The organism is Paenibacillus terrisolis (assembly GCF_056171975.1).
Genome location: NZ_JBKFGG010000008.1, coordinates 1 through 15,491 on the forward strand (window position 1 = coordinate 1; position 15,491 = coordinate 15,491).

15 protein-coding genes are annotated in these 15,491 nt (G+C 53.9%); 1 reads left to right on the plus strand and 14 read right to left on the minus strand.

Annotated features, from left to right (window positions below):
• Window positions 1-690: 690 nt before the first annotated feature.
• The 14 genes from rnjA to spoVAE form a co-directional block, all read right to left on the minus strand.
• Entirely contained in the window at window positions 691-2,397 is a 1,707-nt protein-coding gene (gene rnjA, locus ACI48K_RS09390) for a ribonuclease J1 (protein WP_475027340.1), read from the minus strand.
• A 73-nt stretch (window positions 2,398-2,470) separates the two neighbouring features.
• Entirely contained in the window at window positions 2,471-3,244 is a 774-nt protein-coding gene (locus ACI48K_RS09395; protein WP_475027341.1) for a class I SAM-dependent DNA methyltransferase, read from the minus strand.
• A gap of 42 nt (window positions 3,245-3,286) precedes the next feature.
• Window positions 3,287-4,201 (minus strand): CvfB family protein, encoded by a 915-nt coding sequence (locus ACI48K_RS09400; RefSeq protein WP_475027342.1) that lies wholly within the window; start codon window positions 4,199-4,201, stop codon window positions 3,287-3,289.
• The gene (gene rsfS, locus ACI48K_RS09405; protein WP_475027343.1) at window positions 4,198-4,545 is read right to left on the minus strand and encodes a ribosome silencing factor; all 348 of its coding nucleotides are present in this window, start codon (window positions 4,543-4,545) and stop codon (window positions 4,198-4,200) included. Before rsfS ends, ACI48K_RS09400 begins: the two co-directional genes overlap by 4 nt.
• 49 nt (window positions 4,546-4,594) lie before the next feature.
• A complete protein-coding gene (yqeK, locus tag ACI48K_RS09410) occupies window positions 4,595-5,164 on the minus strand; it encodes a bis(5'-nucleosyl)-tetraphosphatase (symmetrical) YqeK (protein WP_475027344.1) in 570 nt (189 codons plus the stop codon).
• A complete protein-coding gene (locus ACI48K_RS09415) occupies window positions 5,148-5,741 on the minus strand; it encodes a nicotinate-nucleotide adenylyltransferase (RefSeq protein WP_475027345.1) in 594 nt (197 codons plus the stop codon). Before ACI48K_RS09415 ends, yqeK begins: the two co-directional genes overlap by 17 nt.
• Window positions 5,742-5,765: 24 nt before the next feature.
• A complete protein-coding gene (gene yhbY / locus ACI48K_RS09420; protein WP_475027346.1) occupies window positions 5,766-6,056 on the minus strand; it encodes a ribosome assembly RNA-binding protein YhbY in 291 nt (96 codons plus the stop codon).
• Window positions 6,057-6,110: 54 nt separating this feature from the next.
• Window positions 6,111-6,977: a shikimate dehydrogenase gene (gene aroE / locus ACI48K_RS09425; protein WP_475027347.1), complete on the minus strand. Its 867-nt coding sequence runs from the start codon at window positions 6,975-6,977 to the stop codon at window positions 6,111-6,113.
• A gap of 62 nt (window positions 6,978-7,039) precedes the next feature.
• Window positions 7,040-8,167, minus strand: coding sequence for a ribosome biogenesis GTPase YqeH (yqeH, locus tag ACI48K_RS09430; RefSeq protein WP_475027348.1), 1,128 nt, complete (start codon window positions 8,165-8,167; stop codon window positions 7,040-7,042).
• On the minus strand, window positions 8,164-8,691 hold the full coding sequence (locus ACI48K_RS09435) for a YqeG family HAD IIIA-type phosphatase (RefSeq protein ID WP_475027349.1): 528 nt from the start codon (window positions 8,689-8,691) through the stop codon (window positions 8,164-8,166). Before ACI48K_RS09435 ends, yqeH begins: the two co-directional genes overlap by 4 nt.
• A 137-nt stretch (window positions 8,692-8,828) precedes the next feature.
• Window positions 8,829-11,081 (minus strand): transglutaminase TgpA family protein, encoded by a 2,253-nt coding sequence (locus tag ACI48K_RS09440; RefSeq protein WP_475027350.1) that lies wholly within the window; start codon window positions 11,079-11,081, stop codon window positions 8,829-8,831.
• Window positions 11,078-12,331 (minus strand): DUF58 domain-containing protein, encoded by a 1,254-nt coding sequence (locus tag ACI48K_RS09445; RefSeq protein WP_475027351.1) that lies wholly within the window; start codon window positions 12,329-12,331, stop codon window positions 11,078-11,080. Before ACI48K_RS09445 ends, ACI48K_RS09440 begins: the two co-directional genes overlap by 4 nt.
• Window positions 12,332-12,334: 3 nt before the next feature.
• Entirely contained in the window at window positions 12,335-13,291 is a 957-nt protein-coding gene (locus ACI48K_RS09450) for an AAA family ATPase (RefSeq protein ID WP_475027352.1), read from the minus strand.
• A 235-nt stretch (window positions 13,292-13,526) separates the two neighbouring features.
• Window positions 13,527-13,877, minus strand: a complete 351-nt coding sequence (gene spoVAE, locus ACI48K_RS09455; RefSeq protein ID WP_475027353.1) for a stage V sporulation protein AE — start codon at window positions 13,875-13,877, stop codon at window positions 13,527-13,529.
• A gap of 444 nt (window positions 13,878-14,321) precedes the next feature.
• Between spoVAE and ACI48K_RS09460 the strand changes: the two genes are divergently transcribed.
• Window positions 14,322-15,395 carry a M42 family metallopeptidase gene (locus ACI48K_RS09460; RefSeq protein WP_475027354.1) on the plus strand — a complete coding sequence of 358 codons (1,074 nt, stop codon included), beginning with the start codon at window positions 14,322-14,324 and terminating at the stop codon, window positions 15,393-15,395.
• The last annotated feature ends 96 nt before the right edge of the window (window positions 15,396-15,491 follow it).

The window sequence follows — 15,491 nt, forward strand, 5'->3', positions numbered from 1 at the left end:
CCTATAAAATAGTATATCAATTAACCTGTCGCATTCCAACAACGGGTAGCTTGACAAGTATTAGCTGGTTTTATGGCCTTATTCCACTGAAGAGTCCTCATTCTGAATGAATAGCGCCGTTTTATGGCCTTATTTCTTCAGAAGAGTTCCCTTTCACCTTGATTTTGGACCATTTACCGAAAATAGGACCATTTTGTACCGCTATTTTCAGGAAAATGCGGTTTCGGAGTGATTTAAGACCATTTTATGCCGCTATTCGAGAAATCACAGTTGATTGTTGATTCCAAGCCAAAACAGCCCCGTTCAGCAAAAGCAAAGAATGCCGGGTCCAAATCAGTTACGCACGAGCAGTTCATCCTCGATGTCGAGCTCATTCCGGACGACCGAACCGCCGATAAGGCGTCCAGCCCGCACGCGGACCTGCACGCCGTGAATCAAGGGCAACCAAAGCTCACGGCGTTTTCGACTTCAAAACTTGCCGAAGTCCAGCTCAGAGATCGGATGGCTTTCACTTGCCCGGCACTTACCGTCGATTTGCTTAAAAGCCGCAATAGTCCCAATAAAAAAAAGATGGTGCCGGATAGCACCCTGGCCCCATCTTTTCTTTCACTTTTGTTTCCTTTTTCAGTTAAGCGAGCGTTTCGTCAAATGAGCCAAGTTGCTTTTGGGACAGCCTCTTTTTGGATTAAATTACACTTCCAAAATCGAAGGCATGATGTGCGGCGCTCTGCCCACTTCCTTCATGAAAAACTTCCGCATCACCTTATGCGTTGTCCGCAGCCAGGCGCCGTGATTGTATTCCTGCTGTTCGCCCATCCGGTTCAAATTCCGGCGCAGCGCCGATTCCGCCCGCCGCAGCAGCGGCCTTGCATCCTGCATGTAAACGAACCCTCGAGTAACGATATCCGGGCCGGCCAGGATTTGCCGGGTCTTGCGGTCGACCGTCATGACAACAATTACGATTCCCTCCTGGGCCAACTCATACCGTTCCTCTACGAGTTTATCCTCAAAGGAACGCATTTCTCCGTTGCTTACATATATTTCCCCTGCGGGGATGACTCTTCCCCGCTTGGCGCGGTTGCGGTAAATCGATACCGTATCGCCGATATCCATGACGAAGATGCGGTCTTCCGGGATTCCAGACTGCATGGCCAAGTTCCGATGGCTCAGCAGCATGCGGTATTCCCCGTGAATCGGGATGAAATATTTAGGACGAATGAAGCTGAGCATCAGCTTCAGGTCTTCCCGATTGCCATGACCGGATGTATGAATGTCGAAAATCGAACCGTAAATCACATTGGCTCCGGCGCGAAGCAGCAGGTCGATGCTGCGATTGATATTTTGCGCGTTGCCCGGAATCGGGGAAGAAGAAAAAATCACCGAGTCTTCCGGATAGATTTCCACATTGCGGTGCGCCCCCGTCGCGATGCGGCTGAGCGCGGCATTAGGCTCGCCCTGGCTGCCGGTGCACACGATCAGCACCTGATGATCTTCAAAGCGGTTGATATGCTTCACATCGATGATCATACCCTCGGGAACGCGGATATATCCGAGCTCCTGGCCGATGGTAAATACGCGCTCCATGCTGCGGCCGATAACGGCGATTTTCCGGTTGCACTTCGCTGCGGCTTCGACGACCTGCTGCAGCCGGTGAACGTTGGACGCAAAGGTAGCGAACAAAATGCGGCCGCGGCAATGCCGGAACGTCTCCAGAATCGCGTCGCCTACCCGGCGCTCGGAAGGCGTGAAGCCTTCCTTCTCGCTGTTGGTGCTGTCCGCAAGCAGAGCGAGCACACCTTCACCGCCGATGCTGGCCATTTTGAACAAATCGGCCGGCCGGTCCTCCGGAGTGAAGTCGAATTTGAAATCGCCGGTATGCACAACAGAACCGTACGGCGTATCGACAACAATGCCGAAAGCATCCGGAATGCTGTGCGTGGTCCGGATAAAATGCACGGACAAGTTCTTATACGTAAATCGGTCGTCTTCCTGGAAAACATGCAGGTCGGCCTGTCCGAGCAGCCGGTATTCCTCCAGCTTGGCGCGAACCAGCCCAATCGTCAGCGGACCGCCGTAAATCGGCAGTTGCAACTGGCGCAGCACGAACGGAATCGCTCCGATATGATCCTCATGCCCGTGGGTCAAAAAAAGCCCTTTCAATTTATGTTTGTTTTGGATCAGATAACTGATATCCGGAATGATATAGTCGACACCCGACAAACGGGAATCCGGAAACTTCATCCCGGCGTCGATAAGGATAATTTCATCCTTGTATTCAATGCCGTACATATTTTTCCCGATTTCGCCAATCCCGCCAAGCGAAAAAATCCGTACCGGCGGCGGCGCAGGTCTCGAACGTCGAGTCGTTTTGGGTGATGGGTTGGTTGTTACATTCATTATGTCGTAATCCTCTCTGAGAGTTCGAATGGTTCATTTGAATTATACTGAAATCCGGGCGCAATACGGAAGTTTATTTCACCGCGACGTAGAACAGCCTAGCCGCATCTTCTTCCGCCTCGATCCATTCGAAATCGGCGTAACAGATTACCTCGCGAAATCCGCACAGGGCCAATTGGCGCTTCATCCATTGAGGGTCATAAGCCCGCTGAATATGCGTCTCTTCAAATCGCCGGTACAATCCCGGCCCGCTTTCCTCTTCACGGGCAAAAATCGTCAAATGATGCTCGATTTCGTTTCGATACGCGTCGCGTTCGCAAGTCCATATGTACGATACGGACGGCTCATCCCAGATGAAAGGCTGTTCTTCCTCGTAGCGCTTCAAAGTATTCGGATGGTGAACGTCAAACAGAAAGGTTCCGCCCGGTTTCAGCCCCGCGTAAGTCCGCTGGAACGTACGAACGATATCCTCTTCCTCCAGCAAATAGTTCAAGCAATCGCAAAATGAAATAACGGAATCAACCGGCTCAGGCATTTCCCACTCGGTCATGTCCTGCTGAACCCAGCGGACACTGCCGTCCCGGAACAGCCGGGAGCCCTGCGGCGTGCCTTCCATTTTGCGGCGGGCCACCGCGAGCATATCCGCGGACAAGTCGATGCCCGTCACCTCAAATCCGGAATTCACGAGCGGAATCGTAATGCTGCCGGTTCCGCAGCCGAGATCCACCACGGTTTTTGGCATGCCGTGCCGTTCCCAGGCCGTTCTGGCAAAACGTATCCAATCCGGGTAAGGCATGTCCTCCATCAATTCGTCATAGACGTAGGCAAATTTGCGGTATGAAGCCATGAAAATCACCGTGCTTTCTATGAATGCAAAAAGAGTTCTTTTTTACTCCTTCGTTCCCGCCGGATCCGGACTTTCCCCCTGTTCGGGCACGAGATAAGTCCAATTTTCTTTCTGCGTGATTTTGCCTTCCTTCATCAGCTTGCCGAGCGCACGCTTAAAAGCCGCTTTACTAATGCCGAAGCGCTGCTTGATCAAGTCGGGCGGCGTCGTGTCGGAATAAGGCATGCCGCCTCCGGAACGGCTCCTCAAGTACGCCAAAATCCGTTCGGCGTCCTCTCCCATGCCGATTTCCTTACGCGGCGCCATTGCCAGATTCACCCGTCCGTCTTCGCGCACATGGGCGACCCGAACCTTGACCCGTTCGCCAAGCCGCAGCAGCCGGCTGCGTTCCGAGGAGTGGATCATGCCGATCGCTCCGAAACCAAGCACGCCGCCGTTGACAACGACGAACGTCCCCATTTGCAGCGGCTTGTACACGATCGCTTCCACCCACTCATTATTCCATGAAGAAGGAGCGTGAAAGGCGAGGTGGGCAAGCTCCTGCTCCCCGGCCAGCTTCGCTTTCAGTCGGCCTTGTTTGTCGTGTTCCATGATGACATAAACATGGTCGCCGACTTGCGGATGGAGCTCGCGGAGCTCCGGAAGCTCACGAATCGGGAGCAGCAGCTGTCGTCCGAGGCCCATTTCCAGAAAGCAGCCAAGGCGCGGGTGCACGTCGGCAACCTCCAGCAGGGCAAGCTCGCCCAGCGTCAAATAAGGCTTCTTCATCGTTGCGGCCAAACGATCCTCGGTATCGTAAAATAGGAACACCTCAACCGTTTCGCCCGGCTTCACCGGATGCGCAAGCTCGGAGTAATGGAGCAGAACGTCTTGGTCCCCTCCGCTCAAAAAATAGCCGTAAGGAGACACTTCACGGTCAATCGGCAAAGATACCACGGTACCCGCGATCAGACTCATACGGTCTCCACTACTTTGGCGTCGGACCACAGCCGCTCGATGTTGTAATATTCGCGTTCATCGCGATGGAACACATGTACGACCACATCGCCAAGATCCATAAGCACCCAACGGGCAGAATCCATTCCTTCGATGCCGCGGATTTGCGCCCCCGCATCATGAGCCCGTTTGCGAATCTCGGTTGCGATGGCTTGAACCTGGGTGTCGGAATTCCCGTGGCAAATGACGAAATAATCGGCAATGAGCGAGATTCCTTTCAGATCCAGAGCGACGATGTCCATCGCCTTTTTATCGTCGGCGGCCTGTACCGCCATGTTCAGCAATTCGTTTGATGTTACTGCCATTCATTCAACCTCCTGAAATTTTGGGTTTCTTTCAAAATAAACTCGGCCGTCAGGGCAAGTGTTTTAACAGATCATTACGCGCCAGCACGGTCAATGGAAAAATGGCCTTGCGCTTTTCCAGCAAGAAGGCAATCGTAGAGTCGAAACCGGCAACCAGCGCTTCGTCCAGACTTGTATTCGCCAATTCGCGAATTTTCTCGACGCCTGGGAAGCTGCGGCCGGGCTCGATGTAATCGGCCAGGCAGACGATTTTGTCCAGCAAGGTCATGCCGGTCCGGCCGGAAGTATGGTATCTTACAGCGTCCAATACCTCCACGTCCTCAATGCCGTAATCCCGGCGGGCAATATATGCGCCGACTTCCGCATGCAGCAGCTGCTTGTCGTGCTCCAGCAAATCGGGATTCAGCCCGTTATCCCGAACGATGGCCTCCTGCTCCTCGATCGGCCAAAACTTGGCCAAATCATGCAGCAGCGCGGCCAGATCGGCCTTGGCACGGTCAGCCCCGTAACGCTTAGCCAGCTCAACGGCGCTAGCCATCACACCTTCGACATGCTGCCAGCGTTTGGCGGGCATTCCGGCGGACACGGCCGCAATCAGCTCATCACGCGTGTAAGCCATACAATCCGCTCCTTGTCATATATTCGAACACCGGTTCCGGCACCATATACCGCACGGACTTTCCGGCGGCAAGCCGGCTGCGGACCAGGCTGGAAGATATATCGACGAGCGGCATTTCGGCCAGGTATACCGCTTCCTGAATAAACGGCGGCAGCGCGTCCAGTTCCAAGAAGCTGCCGGGACGCTGCAGTCCGATGAACCGCAACATCTGCGTCAATTCTTCAATTCCTTCCCATTTGGGAAGATAGTTCACCATATCCGCGCCGATAATGAAGTACAATTCCAGGTCGGGATGGAGCATTCGAATTTCCCGGACGGTATCCACCGTATAGGAAACTCCGCCGCGGCGCAGCTCGATGTCCAGCGGCTTAAAGGCTGGATGGCTGCTTATGGCCGCGTTCACCATTTCCAGCCGCTGCTGGCCGCTAACTCCGGCAGGATGTTTGTGCGGAGGGACATGGGAAGGCATGAACCACACTTCCTCCAGGCCGTAATGTTCTCTCGCCGCTTCCGCCGCCAGCAAATGTCCCAAATGGATCGGGTCAAAAGCGCCGCCCATGATTCCGACTTTCTTCATTTCCGGTTCCTCCCGCGCAAGCTTCTACGGAAGCTCGATTTGCTTATATTCGCGCGATTCCTTATACAGAATAATCGTGCGGCCGATCAACTGAACAAGCTCGGCCTCCGCGCCCGTCGCCAGTTCTTCGGCGATTTCCTGCGGATCGTCAAGGTTGTTGTTCAGAACGGAAACCTTGATCAATTCGCGGCGTTCCAGCGCTTCTGAAATATGGCGGATAATATGCTCGTTCGTGCCACCTTTGCCTACTTGAAAAATAGGCTGCAGGCTGTGAGCCAGGCCCCGCAAATAACGCTTTTGTTTTCCAGTCAACATGTAATTTTCGATCCCCTTAACTCTCGTTTATATACTCAATATATTTTTATAAAACTACCGGCCGGTCATGCTGTCAAGCGCGGCGCGGCGCATCGCCTCAATCGGAGCGGACTGCCCGGTCCAGCGCTCGAAAGCGTATGCGCCTTGATAGACGAACATGCCAAGGCCGCTATGAATCCGGCACCCTCTCAGCTCGGCGAGCCTTAGCAGCTCCGTTCTCAGCGGATTATATATCAAATCGCTCACGACAATGCCCTCCGGAATAAGATCCGGATGGATCGGCGTATGGTCCGTATGCGGATACATCCCTACCGAAGTGGTGTTGATCAGGATGTCAGCATCTATTAGCTCATGAGCCGCTTCCTCTAATGCGCAGCCTTTGATATTCCCCAAATGGCCCCACTCCGCCGCAAGCTCTCGGGCTTTGTCCGGCGTCCGGTTGGCCACGATGACGGCTCCCGGATTCTCCAGCAGCAGGGCGTAAACGATGCCTCTGGCGGCTCCGCCGGAACCGAGCACCAGCACCTTTTTGCCGGTCAGGTCCGAAACGGCCTCTTCTTTGAGAGAACGGATGTAGCCGATGCCGTCGGTGTTATATCCGGTAAGGATTCCGCCGTCATTGACGATCGTGTTCACCGCGCCGATGAGCATGGCTCCTTCGTCAATATGGTCCATATACTTCATTACTTCAACTTTATGCGGCACCGTAACGTTGATGCCGCGGAATCCGAGAGCCGTCATGCCTTTGATGGCGTCTGCCAATCGTTCTCCCTTGACGTGCATCGGCACGTAAGATCCGGAGATTCCCGCCGCTTTAAGCGCGGCCGTTTGCATGGCCGGAGATTTGGAATGGAGAATGGGATCCCCAATAACTCCAAGCAGCATGGACTGCCCTTTATATTCCTTTGCTTGTTCCCTCATAGTTTCTCCCCCCTCGTCTCCTCGTAAACCGCAGGGTGGCCCCGCAAAGGCAGACAATGCTTCTAGATTAAAGAAGGGCGAACCATAACTTTGACGCCCTTAGGCGCATGCACGGCAACCACGGCCCCCGGATCGTTGTTGATTTTAATCCATCCGAGGCCCGAGATGAACACGTCGCTGCGGCTGCCTTTGGCAATCCGGAACTCGTGGCGCGTCCACTGCGGGAGCTTCTCCAAGTTTTCTTTGCTTGGCGGAGCAAGCAGTTCCCCCGCATGCTGTTCGAACAACTCGTCCGCTTTTTCCAGCTTGGTGCGGTGAATCGGCACCCGGCCGCTCACAAAAGCGGTGAACGATTGGCGGTCGCCTTGAATGAAGTCGAAGCGGGCAAATCCGCCGAAAAATAAAGTTTGTCCTTCGTTTAACTGATAAACCGACGGCTTTAGCGCCTTCTCCGGAAGAATAATTCCTAAATCCGCAGGCGCGACCAATTCGCTGTATCGGGACGGGTACATAATCCCCGGCGTATCGATGATCGATTTGCCGTCGTCCAGCGGGATTTGAACCATATCCAGCGTCGTGCCGGGATAACGGGAAACGGTGAGCTCCTGCTCAAGGTCGCTGTAGTCTCGGATCAGCCGGTTGATGAGCGTGGATTTCCCTACATTCGTCGCGCCGACAACATAAACGTCGCGGTCTCCGCGGTAAGCCGACACCGCGTCCAGCAGACGGTCAAACCCGCTGCTTTGCTTCGCGCTGCAGAGAATCACGTCTTCGACTTTGATGCCCATATCCTTGGCTTCCTTTTGAACCCAGTTGCGAACCTTGTTCCAATTGGTCACTTTCGGCAGCAAATCGGTTTTGTTCACGGCCAGCAGCACCGGATTGTTTCCGACAAAACGCTGCAGGCCCGAAATGACGCTGCCCTGGAAATCGAACAAATCCACGATGTGAATGACCAGCGCTTCTTTCCCGCCGATCTGCGCAAGCAGACGCAAAAATTCGTCTTGCTCCACCGTTACCGAAGAGGATTCATTATAATTTTTGATGCGAAAACAGCGCTGGCAGATGACAGGTTCTTTTTCCAACGCCTGCAGCGGGGTATACCCCGGTTTATTCTGATCTTCGCTTTGCAGACGGATTCCGCAGCCGCTGCAGCGAAGGGCGCCTTCCGCGCTCCGTACATCGGTCATTTCTTGTTGTCCTCCTCAAGCCATAATCCCGCTTTGCCCAGACGCCGCTTCACGATTCGTTCCAGCCGCCGGTTGATACGAGTGCCCAAGCCTTCGTCGGCCGCGGCGATCGGAAGCACCAGAATCGTAAACAATCCCAAACGGTTGCCGCCAAACACGTCAGTCATCAATTGATCGCCCACGACCAAAATTTCCTGAGGTTTCAGCCCCATGATTTCCATAGCCCGGCGGAAAGCGGAACCCGACGGCTTTCTCGCCGCATGCACAAATTCAATATTCAAAGGGTTCGCAAATACAGACACCCTGTCCAAATTATTGTTTGACACAATCACGAGTTTAAATCCGTGCTTTTTTACTTTTTCGAACCACTCGATCAGCTCCGGCGTCGCCAAAGGAGCCTTGGCGCCAACCAAAGTGTTGTCCAGATCGGTAATTATTCCGCGATAGCCCTTGGCGTACAAGTCATCCAGGTCGATGTCAAATACGCTGTCGACGCGCAGTTTCGGCAAAAATCTCTCAAACAAAATACGTTCACCTTCCGTTTCATACGACAAACTATACCATATTCTTTACCGGACTTCCTTATATTTTAAAAAAGAAAACGTCCCCGGCGCAAGCGCGCGGGAGACGTTTGACCGCCGGTTCGATCCATTCGTCCGCTTCACTTCGTGCTGCCTTTGAAAGCGAGCTTCTGCAGCTCGCGCGAAACATGCTGCGACGATCTCCACTCTTCCATTGAGATTACGTTCGGGCTGTAGCTGGCTTTTTCGAAGCCGGCAAGCAATTGATCCAGCACCGGAGAAAGGTCGGGTCGCTCTTGCTTCCAGCGGATGAAGGTTTCCCGCAGAGTCTCCTGGTCGGATCGCACAAGTCCTTTTCTGCGCAATCTTCTAACGACGCGCAGCGTTTCGAACACCGTCTTCTCACCCGGAGTTAACGGCCGCCCGGTCCGCAGTCTGAGCCACAGATAATACAGCGGCACGCGAAGCTGGTAAACGGCCCAAATCGCGATAACGGCCGCAGCCGCGGCGGAGATCTTTCCCATTACCTTAGGGTCGAGACTTGACAGGAAGCCCTCGTCATCCCCTTGCGCGGCACTCGTCTCGTCGTCCGTCGTTTGTACCAGCGCGCTTTGGCTGTCGTCCTCTTGAAGCAGCATCGGCGCATCAAAGCCTGGAGTCGGTTCAAACGGAATCCATCCGTATTCGCCGAAGTACAGCTCCACCCAGGAATGGGCGTCGGAGTTGTTAACCCGATACTCGCCGCTCAACCCGCCGGTCATGATGCCCTGCCGCATCAGGATATCTTCGTTCGGCTGGGACCCCGGCGCGTAGCCCTTGACCCATCTTGCCGGAATACCCAGAGAGCGGGCCATGACGGCCATCGCGGTGGAATAATAATCGCAGTATCCTTGCTTGATTTCAAACAGAAAGCTGTCGACGAAATCCCCGCTTTTTTTGCGGGACAAATCCGGCTTGTTCGTATACTCGAAATTTTGCCGCAAATAAGTCTGCAGCAGCTCCATTTTCTCGTAAGGCGTGTCCGCGTCCGCGGTTACCTCCTGCGCCAAATCGCGAACGCGCTGCGGCAGCGAGGACGGAAGCTGGAGATATTCGGGATCCGGCGGATCGGGAAACAACGTATCATAGCTTGCCGCTTGAAGCTCATCCAGCGGAATGATCGGGATTTCCGCCGTAACCTTGTATTTTTGCGGATAATCGGGTTTCATATTGGCGGCCCTGTAGCCGCCCCAGAACATTTCCGCGTCTTGTCCCGCCCAGCGCATGACAGGGGCCGGATTGCCACCCCGTTCATCGAGCAGCTCAATGCTTTCGATCGAGTAGCCGCCAAACAAAACCGGATAAGTGCGGTCGGTGTTCATCGTAATCGTTTGTTCCACTTTTCTGGTTTTGACCTTGCCCGCCTGCTTGTTCTCCAGCAACTCGCCGGATGGCGCGCCGTCATAAAGCTGCAGGTCTCTCGTCTCCTGCTTCAGATCGGCCCAGCCTTTGCCGGAGTATATACGGCGAGTCTCGCCCCGCCAGTAGGATCTTAACGGCGTGTCCACCGTCATGACCGGCGTATAACTAAACTCGAAGCTGCCGCCGAGCTGCGAGTCGTCCCGGCTGTAACCGGATAAGACATTCGCCGCTGCGGACCCCGTCTGGGAACTGGTGGTGCCTTGGACGAGCGTAGCTTTCCCGCCCGATCCGCCTCCGTGATTCTTCCAGGCGGTATACGGGTCGGTCAGGGTTGGAGACACCGCAGGCATATTGATCCCGATAAGCAGCACGCAAGCAAAGATGACAATGATATTTGCGGCGATTTTGACCGGCTGCCTTCTCAGCCGTCCCCAGCCTTGCGGGTATTTCAACTGATACTCGTTAAAATGACTGCATACCAGCAGGCCCAAACCGGCAAAGACGATCCATGCGACATTTTCCCAAAGATGATAAGAAGTAAATGAGTCCAATGTGGCAAAGGCAATCAGATGAATCGCCAGAAAGAACAAAATCCGTTTTCTCCCGTAAACGAAGCGATAGGACAACTCCAGCAGTCCCCAAGCGGCCAGTGAGAACCAGATGTACGGCGAGAACGTTAACGTCATTCCCCGAAGCTGATCCGGGAAAAAGGGACCGTAAGGTACATACACCTCGAATGAGGTCAGAACCTCGCGCCAAATGACAAGAATGCCTGCAGCTTTAATTAGCCATTTCCAAGCATCGGGGATATTTAAAACAATTTCAATCAGACCTACGGCGAGCAGAGTGAAGAGAACCAGAACCGTCGTCACTTTGTACCAGATGGGGTTCGTAAAATCGACCCACTGCATGGCGATCATGAGCAGGCACAGCATGGAAAAAATGCGGTACCAGGCAGCTCCGCCCCGATTTACGGCAAGCTTGCGATTCACAGCTTGGCACCCCCCAGCACAACCGGAAGGTCGTGTAAGGTCGGAACGTAAATGCCCCTCATTCCCCGCTCCAGCAGCGCTGCCTGCCACAATGAGCCTTTACCGCCGCCGCTCCCAGTCTCGTCCCCGATCTGAATATGGTACGGCGTCATCTGGCGCATTTTGGCCCAGCGCATCATCGCAAGCGCCTTATCGTCCATAAGCGGGCTAATTAAAATAAAAAACGCGCCGGACGGAAACAGATCTTTTTGGCCCTCCAGCTTATCCTTATGCGCTCCGTACCCGTCGGCGTTGATGTCTACGAGATGATGAAGCATCTGCTGGCGCTCCATATACCCTTCCGCCGGCATAAATGAACGAACGGTTCGCCCAAGCGTGCACATTCCCATGCTGATCCGTTCCTTGGCTCCATACTCCAGCAGAGAAGAGGCGGTGGAAACGGCCAGCTCGAATTGGGACGGCCTTAGATAGCTTGTGCTGTGGGCATCCAGCACGAGCATGGTCTTCGGCAGGGATTCGTGTTCGAACTCCTTGGATTTCCATGTTCCCGTTTTCGCTGTCGCATTCCAGTGAATACGGGAAATACGGTCCCCGTATACGTAGTCGCGAACCCCGTTAATCTGCGTGGTTTCGCGGCGCGAAAGGGAAACGGCCGTTTCCGGGCCCGCGAGCCGCGAATTCCGGCTGTACAGCTGCCAATGCGGGATAAAGACGGTCCGCGGAAGAATCCGGAATTCTCCGCTGATATTCAGCACGCCGGTATGTTCCATCAAGCCGAAAACATCCTCGGAGCTGCAAGTCGTCCCGGCGAACACGTAACTTCCCCGTTCGAGCGACGGCGTCTGATAGGCCAGTTCGGCCCGGCCGCCGAATAGCGGAACCACACTGTCCTCGAAAACCCAGGTTTCTCCGTTATGACGCTGCAGCATTTCACGAACCACCACATACGGAAGCGGCATAAACCGCGGCATCTGAAGCTGCAGCCTGACCGCCACTTGATCTCCGGCCTGCAGCGCACCTCCGCGCTCGGCGCCAAGCGATAAAGCACGAGTCGCCTTGATTTGCTTAATTCCCCCAAATCCGCCGATCGCCCAATAGAATGCCAAAATAGATACCATGGTAAACAACATGAATGAGGTTTTGCCGCCTTGAAACAATACATAGAGCAAGCAAATAAACCAAACGGACGCCACTCTCCAAAATTTCAGGGAGGTCAGCCCCGACCTCAAGCTTTCCAGAATGGTCCGCATAGATTAACGTCCTGCGGTAACCGGCACGTTGGCTTGCCGAAATATTTGTTCCAAGATTTGTGATGCGTTCAAGTGACCCAGACGCGATTCGGGCCGAAGCAATATCCGATGGCTCAGCACATAAGGCGCGAGCGTCTTGATATCGTCGGGCAGCACGTAATCGCGTCCTTCCAGAAAAGCAAAGGCTTTGACGGCCGTCATGAAAGCAAGGGAAGCGCGAGGCGAGGCCCCGAGCAGCACGGCTTCATGTTCCCGGGTCCGCCGGACGATTTCCAGAAGATAATCGGTCAGCGCGTCGTTGATGTGCACTTCACGGATTTCACGCTGAATGGAAGCGATTTCCTCCATCGTTGTGACGGGCTTAAGCTGATCGACAGGCTGACCCAGGCTGTGAAAATGCAGCATCTTCTTTTCGGTTGGAGCATCGGGATAACCCATGCTGATCTTCATCATAAACCGGTCAAGCTGCGCTTCGGGCAGCATATAAGTTCCTTCGAAATCGATGGGATTCTGAGTGGCGCACAGCATGAAAGGTTGAGGTAAGTCGTAAGTATGGCCATCGGCGGTCACACTGCGTTCCTCCATAACTTCAAGGAGAGCGGATTGGGTTTTGGTCGTCGCCCGGTTAATCTCGTCGGCGAGCAGAATGTTCGTCATGACCGGCCCGGGGCGGAAAACGAACCGCTCTTCATGCGGATGGAAAACCGAAACGCCCGTTATATCGCTAGGCAGGATATCCGGATTGCATTGTATGCGCCGGTATTCGCCGCTCATGGATTTGGCCAGCGCCTTGATCAGTTGCGTTTTCCCGGTACCCGGCACGTCCTCAATCAGCACATGACCACCGGCCAGAAGGGATGTGAGCAGGAGACGGATTTCAAAAGATTTTCCTAAAATGCATGCTTCCAAATTGTCCTTTACCGCGGTTAAAGTACGTATCGATTGCTCTTGTACAGGCACGTGTTTTTCCCTCCCACAAAAAATCATCTTCAAGTGAGAGTTCAAAAAGTCGGCTGACGGTTCAAGATGCGTTCTCGTCTTCCCCATCGCGAAATGGTAATCGCGCAGCTAGGGCGGCTTTTTGAACAACCCGACACACTCATCATGCTATGTGTATCTTCTTATTTTACATGAAGAAAGATAGGGAAGTATACTCGTCGCCCGCCAAAGCCTAATATTTTTTGACAAAAATGGCTCATCCTTTGGGACGAACAATGAGAGATGCAAGGAACGAAAAGATGATCGCGGCCGAAATCCCCGCGCTGGTCACGTCGAAAATGCCCGTGATAACCCCGATCCATCCATCCCTCGCCAGTTCGGTCAAAGCGCCGTGAACAAGCGAGTTGCCAAAGCTGGTAATCGGGACGGACGCCCCTGCTCCGGCGAACTTGATGAGCGGATCGTACCAGCCCACCGCATCCATAATGGCCCCGATTACGACAAGGGTACTCATCGTATGGGCCGGCGTCAGCTTGAACACGTCAAACATGATTTGTCCAGCCACGCAAATCAGTCCACCCACAATAAACGCCCACACAAAAATCATAATTTTCGTCTTCCTCCCTTTCCAGAGCTAACTGTCCAAACGTATTATTTGTCAATTCACGTTTCGTTATGTTTGGTAAATCATCCATTTTAGAAGTGAAAAAACGCGAGCCGACCGTGAAAAATTTAGCGGCGCTCGCGTTTCCTTCATTAAATTAACGGCTTCTCACCACAGCCGTCCTTTAGAGAAATTGAAGAATAATGACCAGCAGAATGAATAGAAGGCAGATGATCAGCCAGTCCCTGTAATAACGTTTCATCGGGCAAGGCCTCCTTCGTGATAACCCGATCTGAATCCCTTGCTGCAATATATGCGTTAGCGGAGTTTCCGGTGCTTAGGCGGTTCCAAAATCACAAAAGGCTCGTGGACATTCCCTATGATGTAGTCCATACTAATACAAGATGGTTGACTGTGAATCACTGAAACAAAGGAGAGAGAAATGAAATGAACGAAAAAACTTTGGCGCTTTTTAAAGAGTTGACCGAATTTCCGTCGGCCCCGGGATTTGAGCGGGAACTTCGGGCTTTGGTGAAAGACAAATTGTACGCCTATACGGACGAATTCGTTCAGGACCGTTTGGGCGGGATCTTCGGCGTGCTGCGCGGAGACGAACAGGGGCCAAGAATCATGGTGGCCGGACACATGGACGAGGTCGGGTTTATGACCACGGGCATCACCGACAACGGGATGGTAACCTTTCAACCGCTCGGCGGCTGGTGGAGTCAGGCCGTTCTGGCGCAGCGCCTGCAAATCATTACTCCGAAGGAAAAAATCATCGGCGTGGTCGGTTCGATTCCGACTCATTTGCTTGACGAAGCTCAGCGGAGCAAACCGGTAGACATCAAGTCGATGTATCTGGATATCGGCGCGGACAGCCGCGAAGAAGCCGAGGCCGCAGGGGTGCGCCCGGGACTTCAGATCGTTCCGATCTGCGAATTCACGCCGCTCGTGAATCCGAAGAAGATCATGGCTAAAGCCTGGGACAACCGCTATGGTGTTGGACTTGCGATTGAGTTGATGGAAGCCCTGCACAAGGAAAAGCTGCCTAACGTCCTTTACTGCGGCGCCAACGTTCAGGAGGAACTGGGTCTGCGCGGCGCGCGGACGGCGGCTAACCTGATCCAGCCGGATATTTTCTTCGCGCTGGACGCCAGTGCGGCGAACGACATGACCGGCGACAAACGCGTTTTCGGCAAGCTGGGCGAAGGCGCGCTCCTGCGCATTTTGGACCCGTCGATGCTCACTCATCGGGGCATGGTGGAATATGTTCAGGACATGGCGGACACGCATAAAATCAAGTACCAATATTTCGTTTCGCCGGGCGGAACGGACGCCGGCCAGGTCCATCTGAGCGGCATCGGCGTACCGTCGACCGTTATCGGCATTTGCTCCCGCTATATTCACACCTCGTCTTCGATCATTCATACGGACGATTATGCGGCAGCCAAAGAACTGCTGACCCGTCTTGTGCGCGGATTGGACCGCACCACGCTGAATACGATCCTGGAGCGGAGCTAAGCCATTACGAAACTTGGTGTCGTTCCTTGTCGAACGATTCAGTGAAAAAAGAACCTTCAACACCGTCGCGTTATGGGGTTGCCCCTTGGCGGTGTG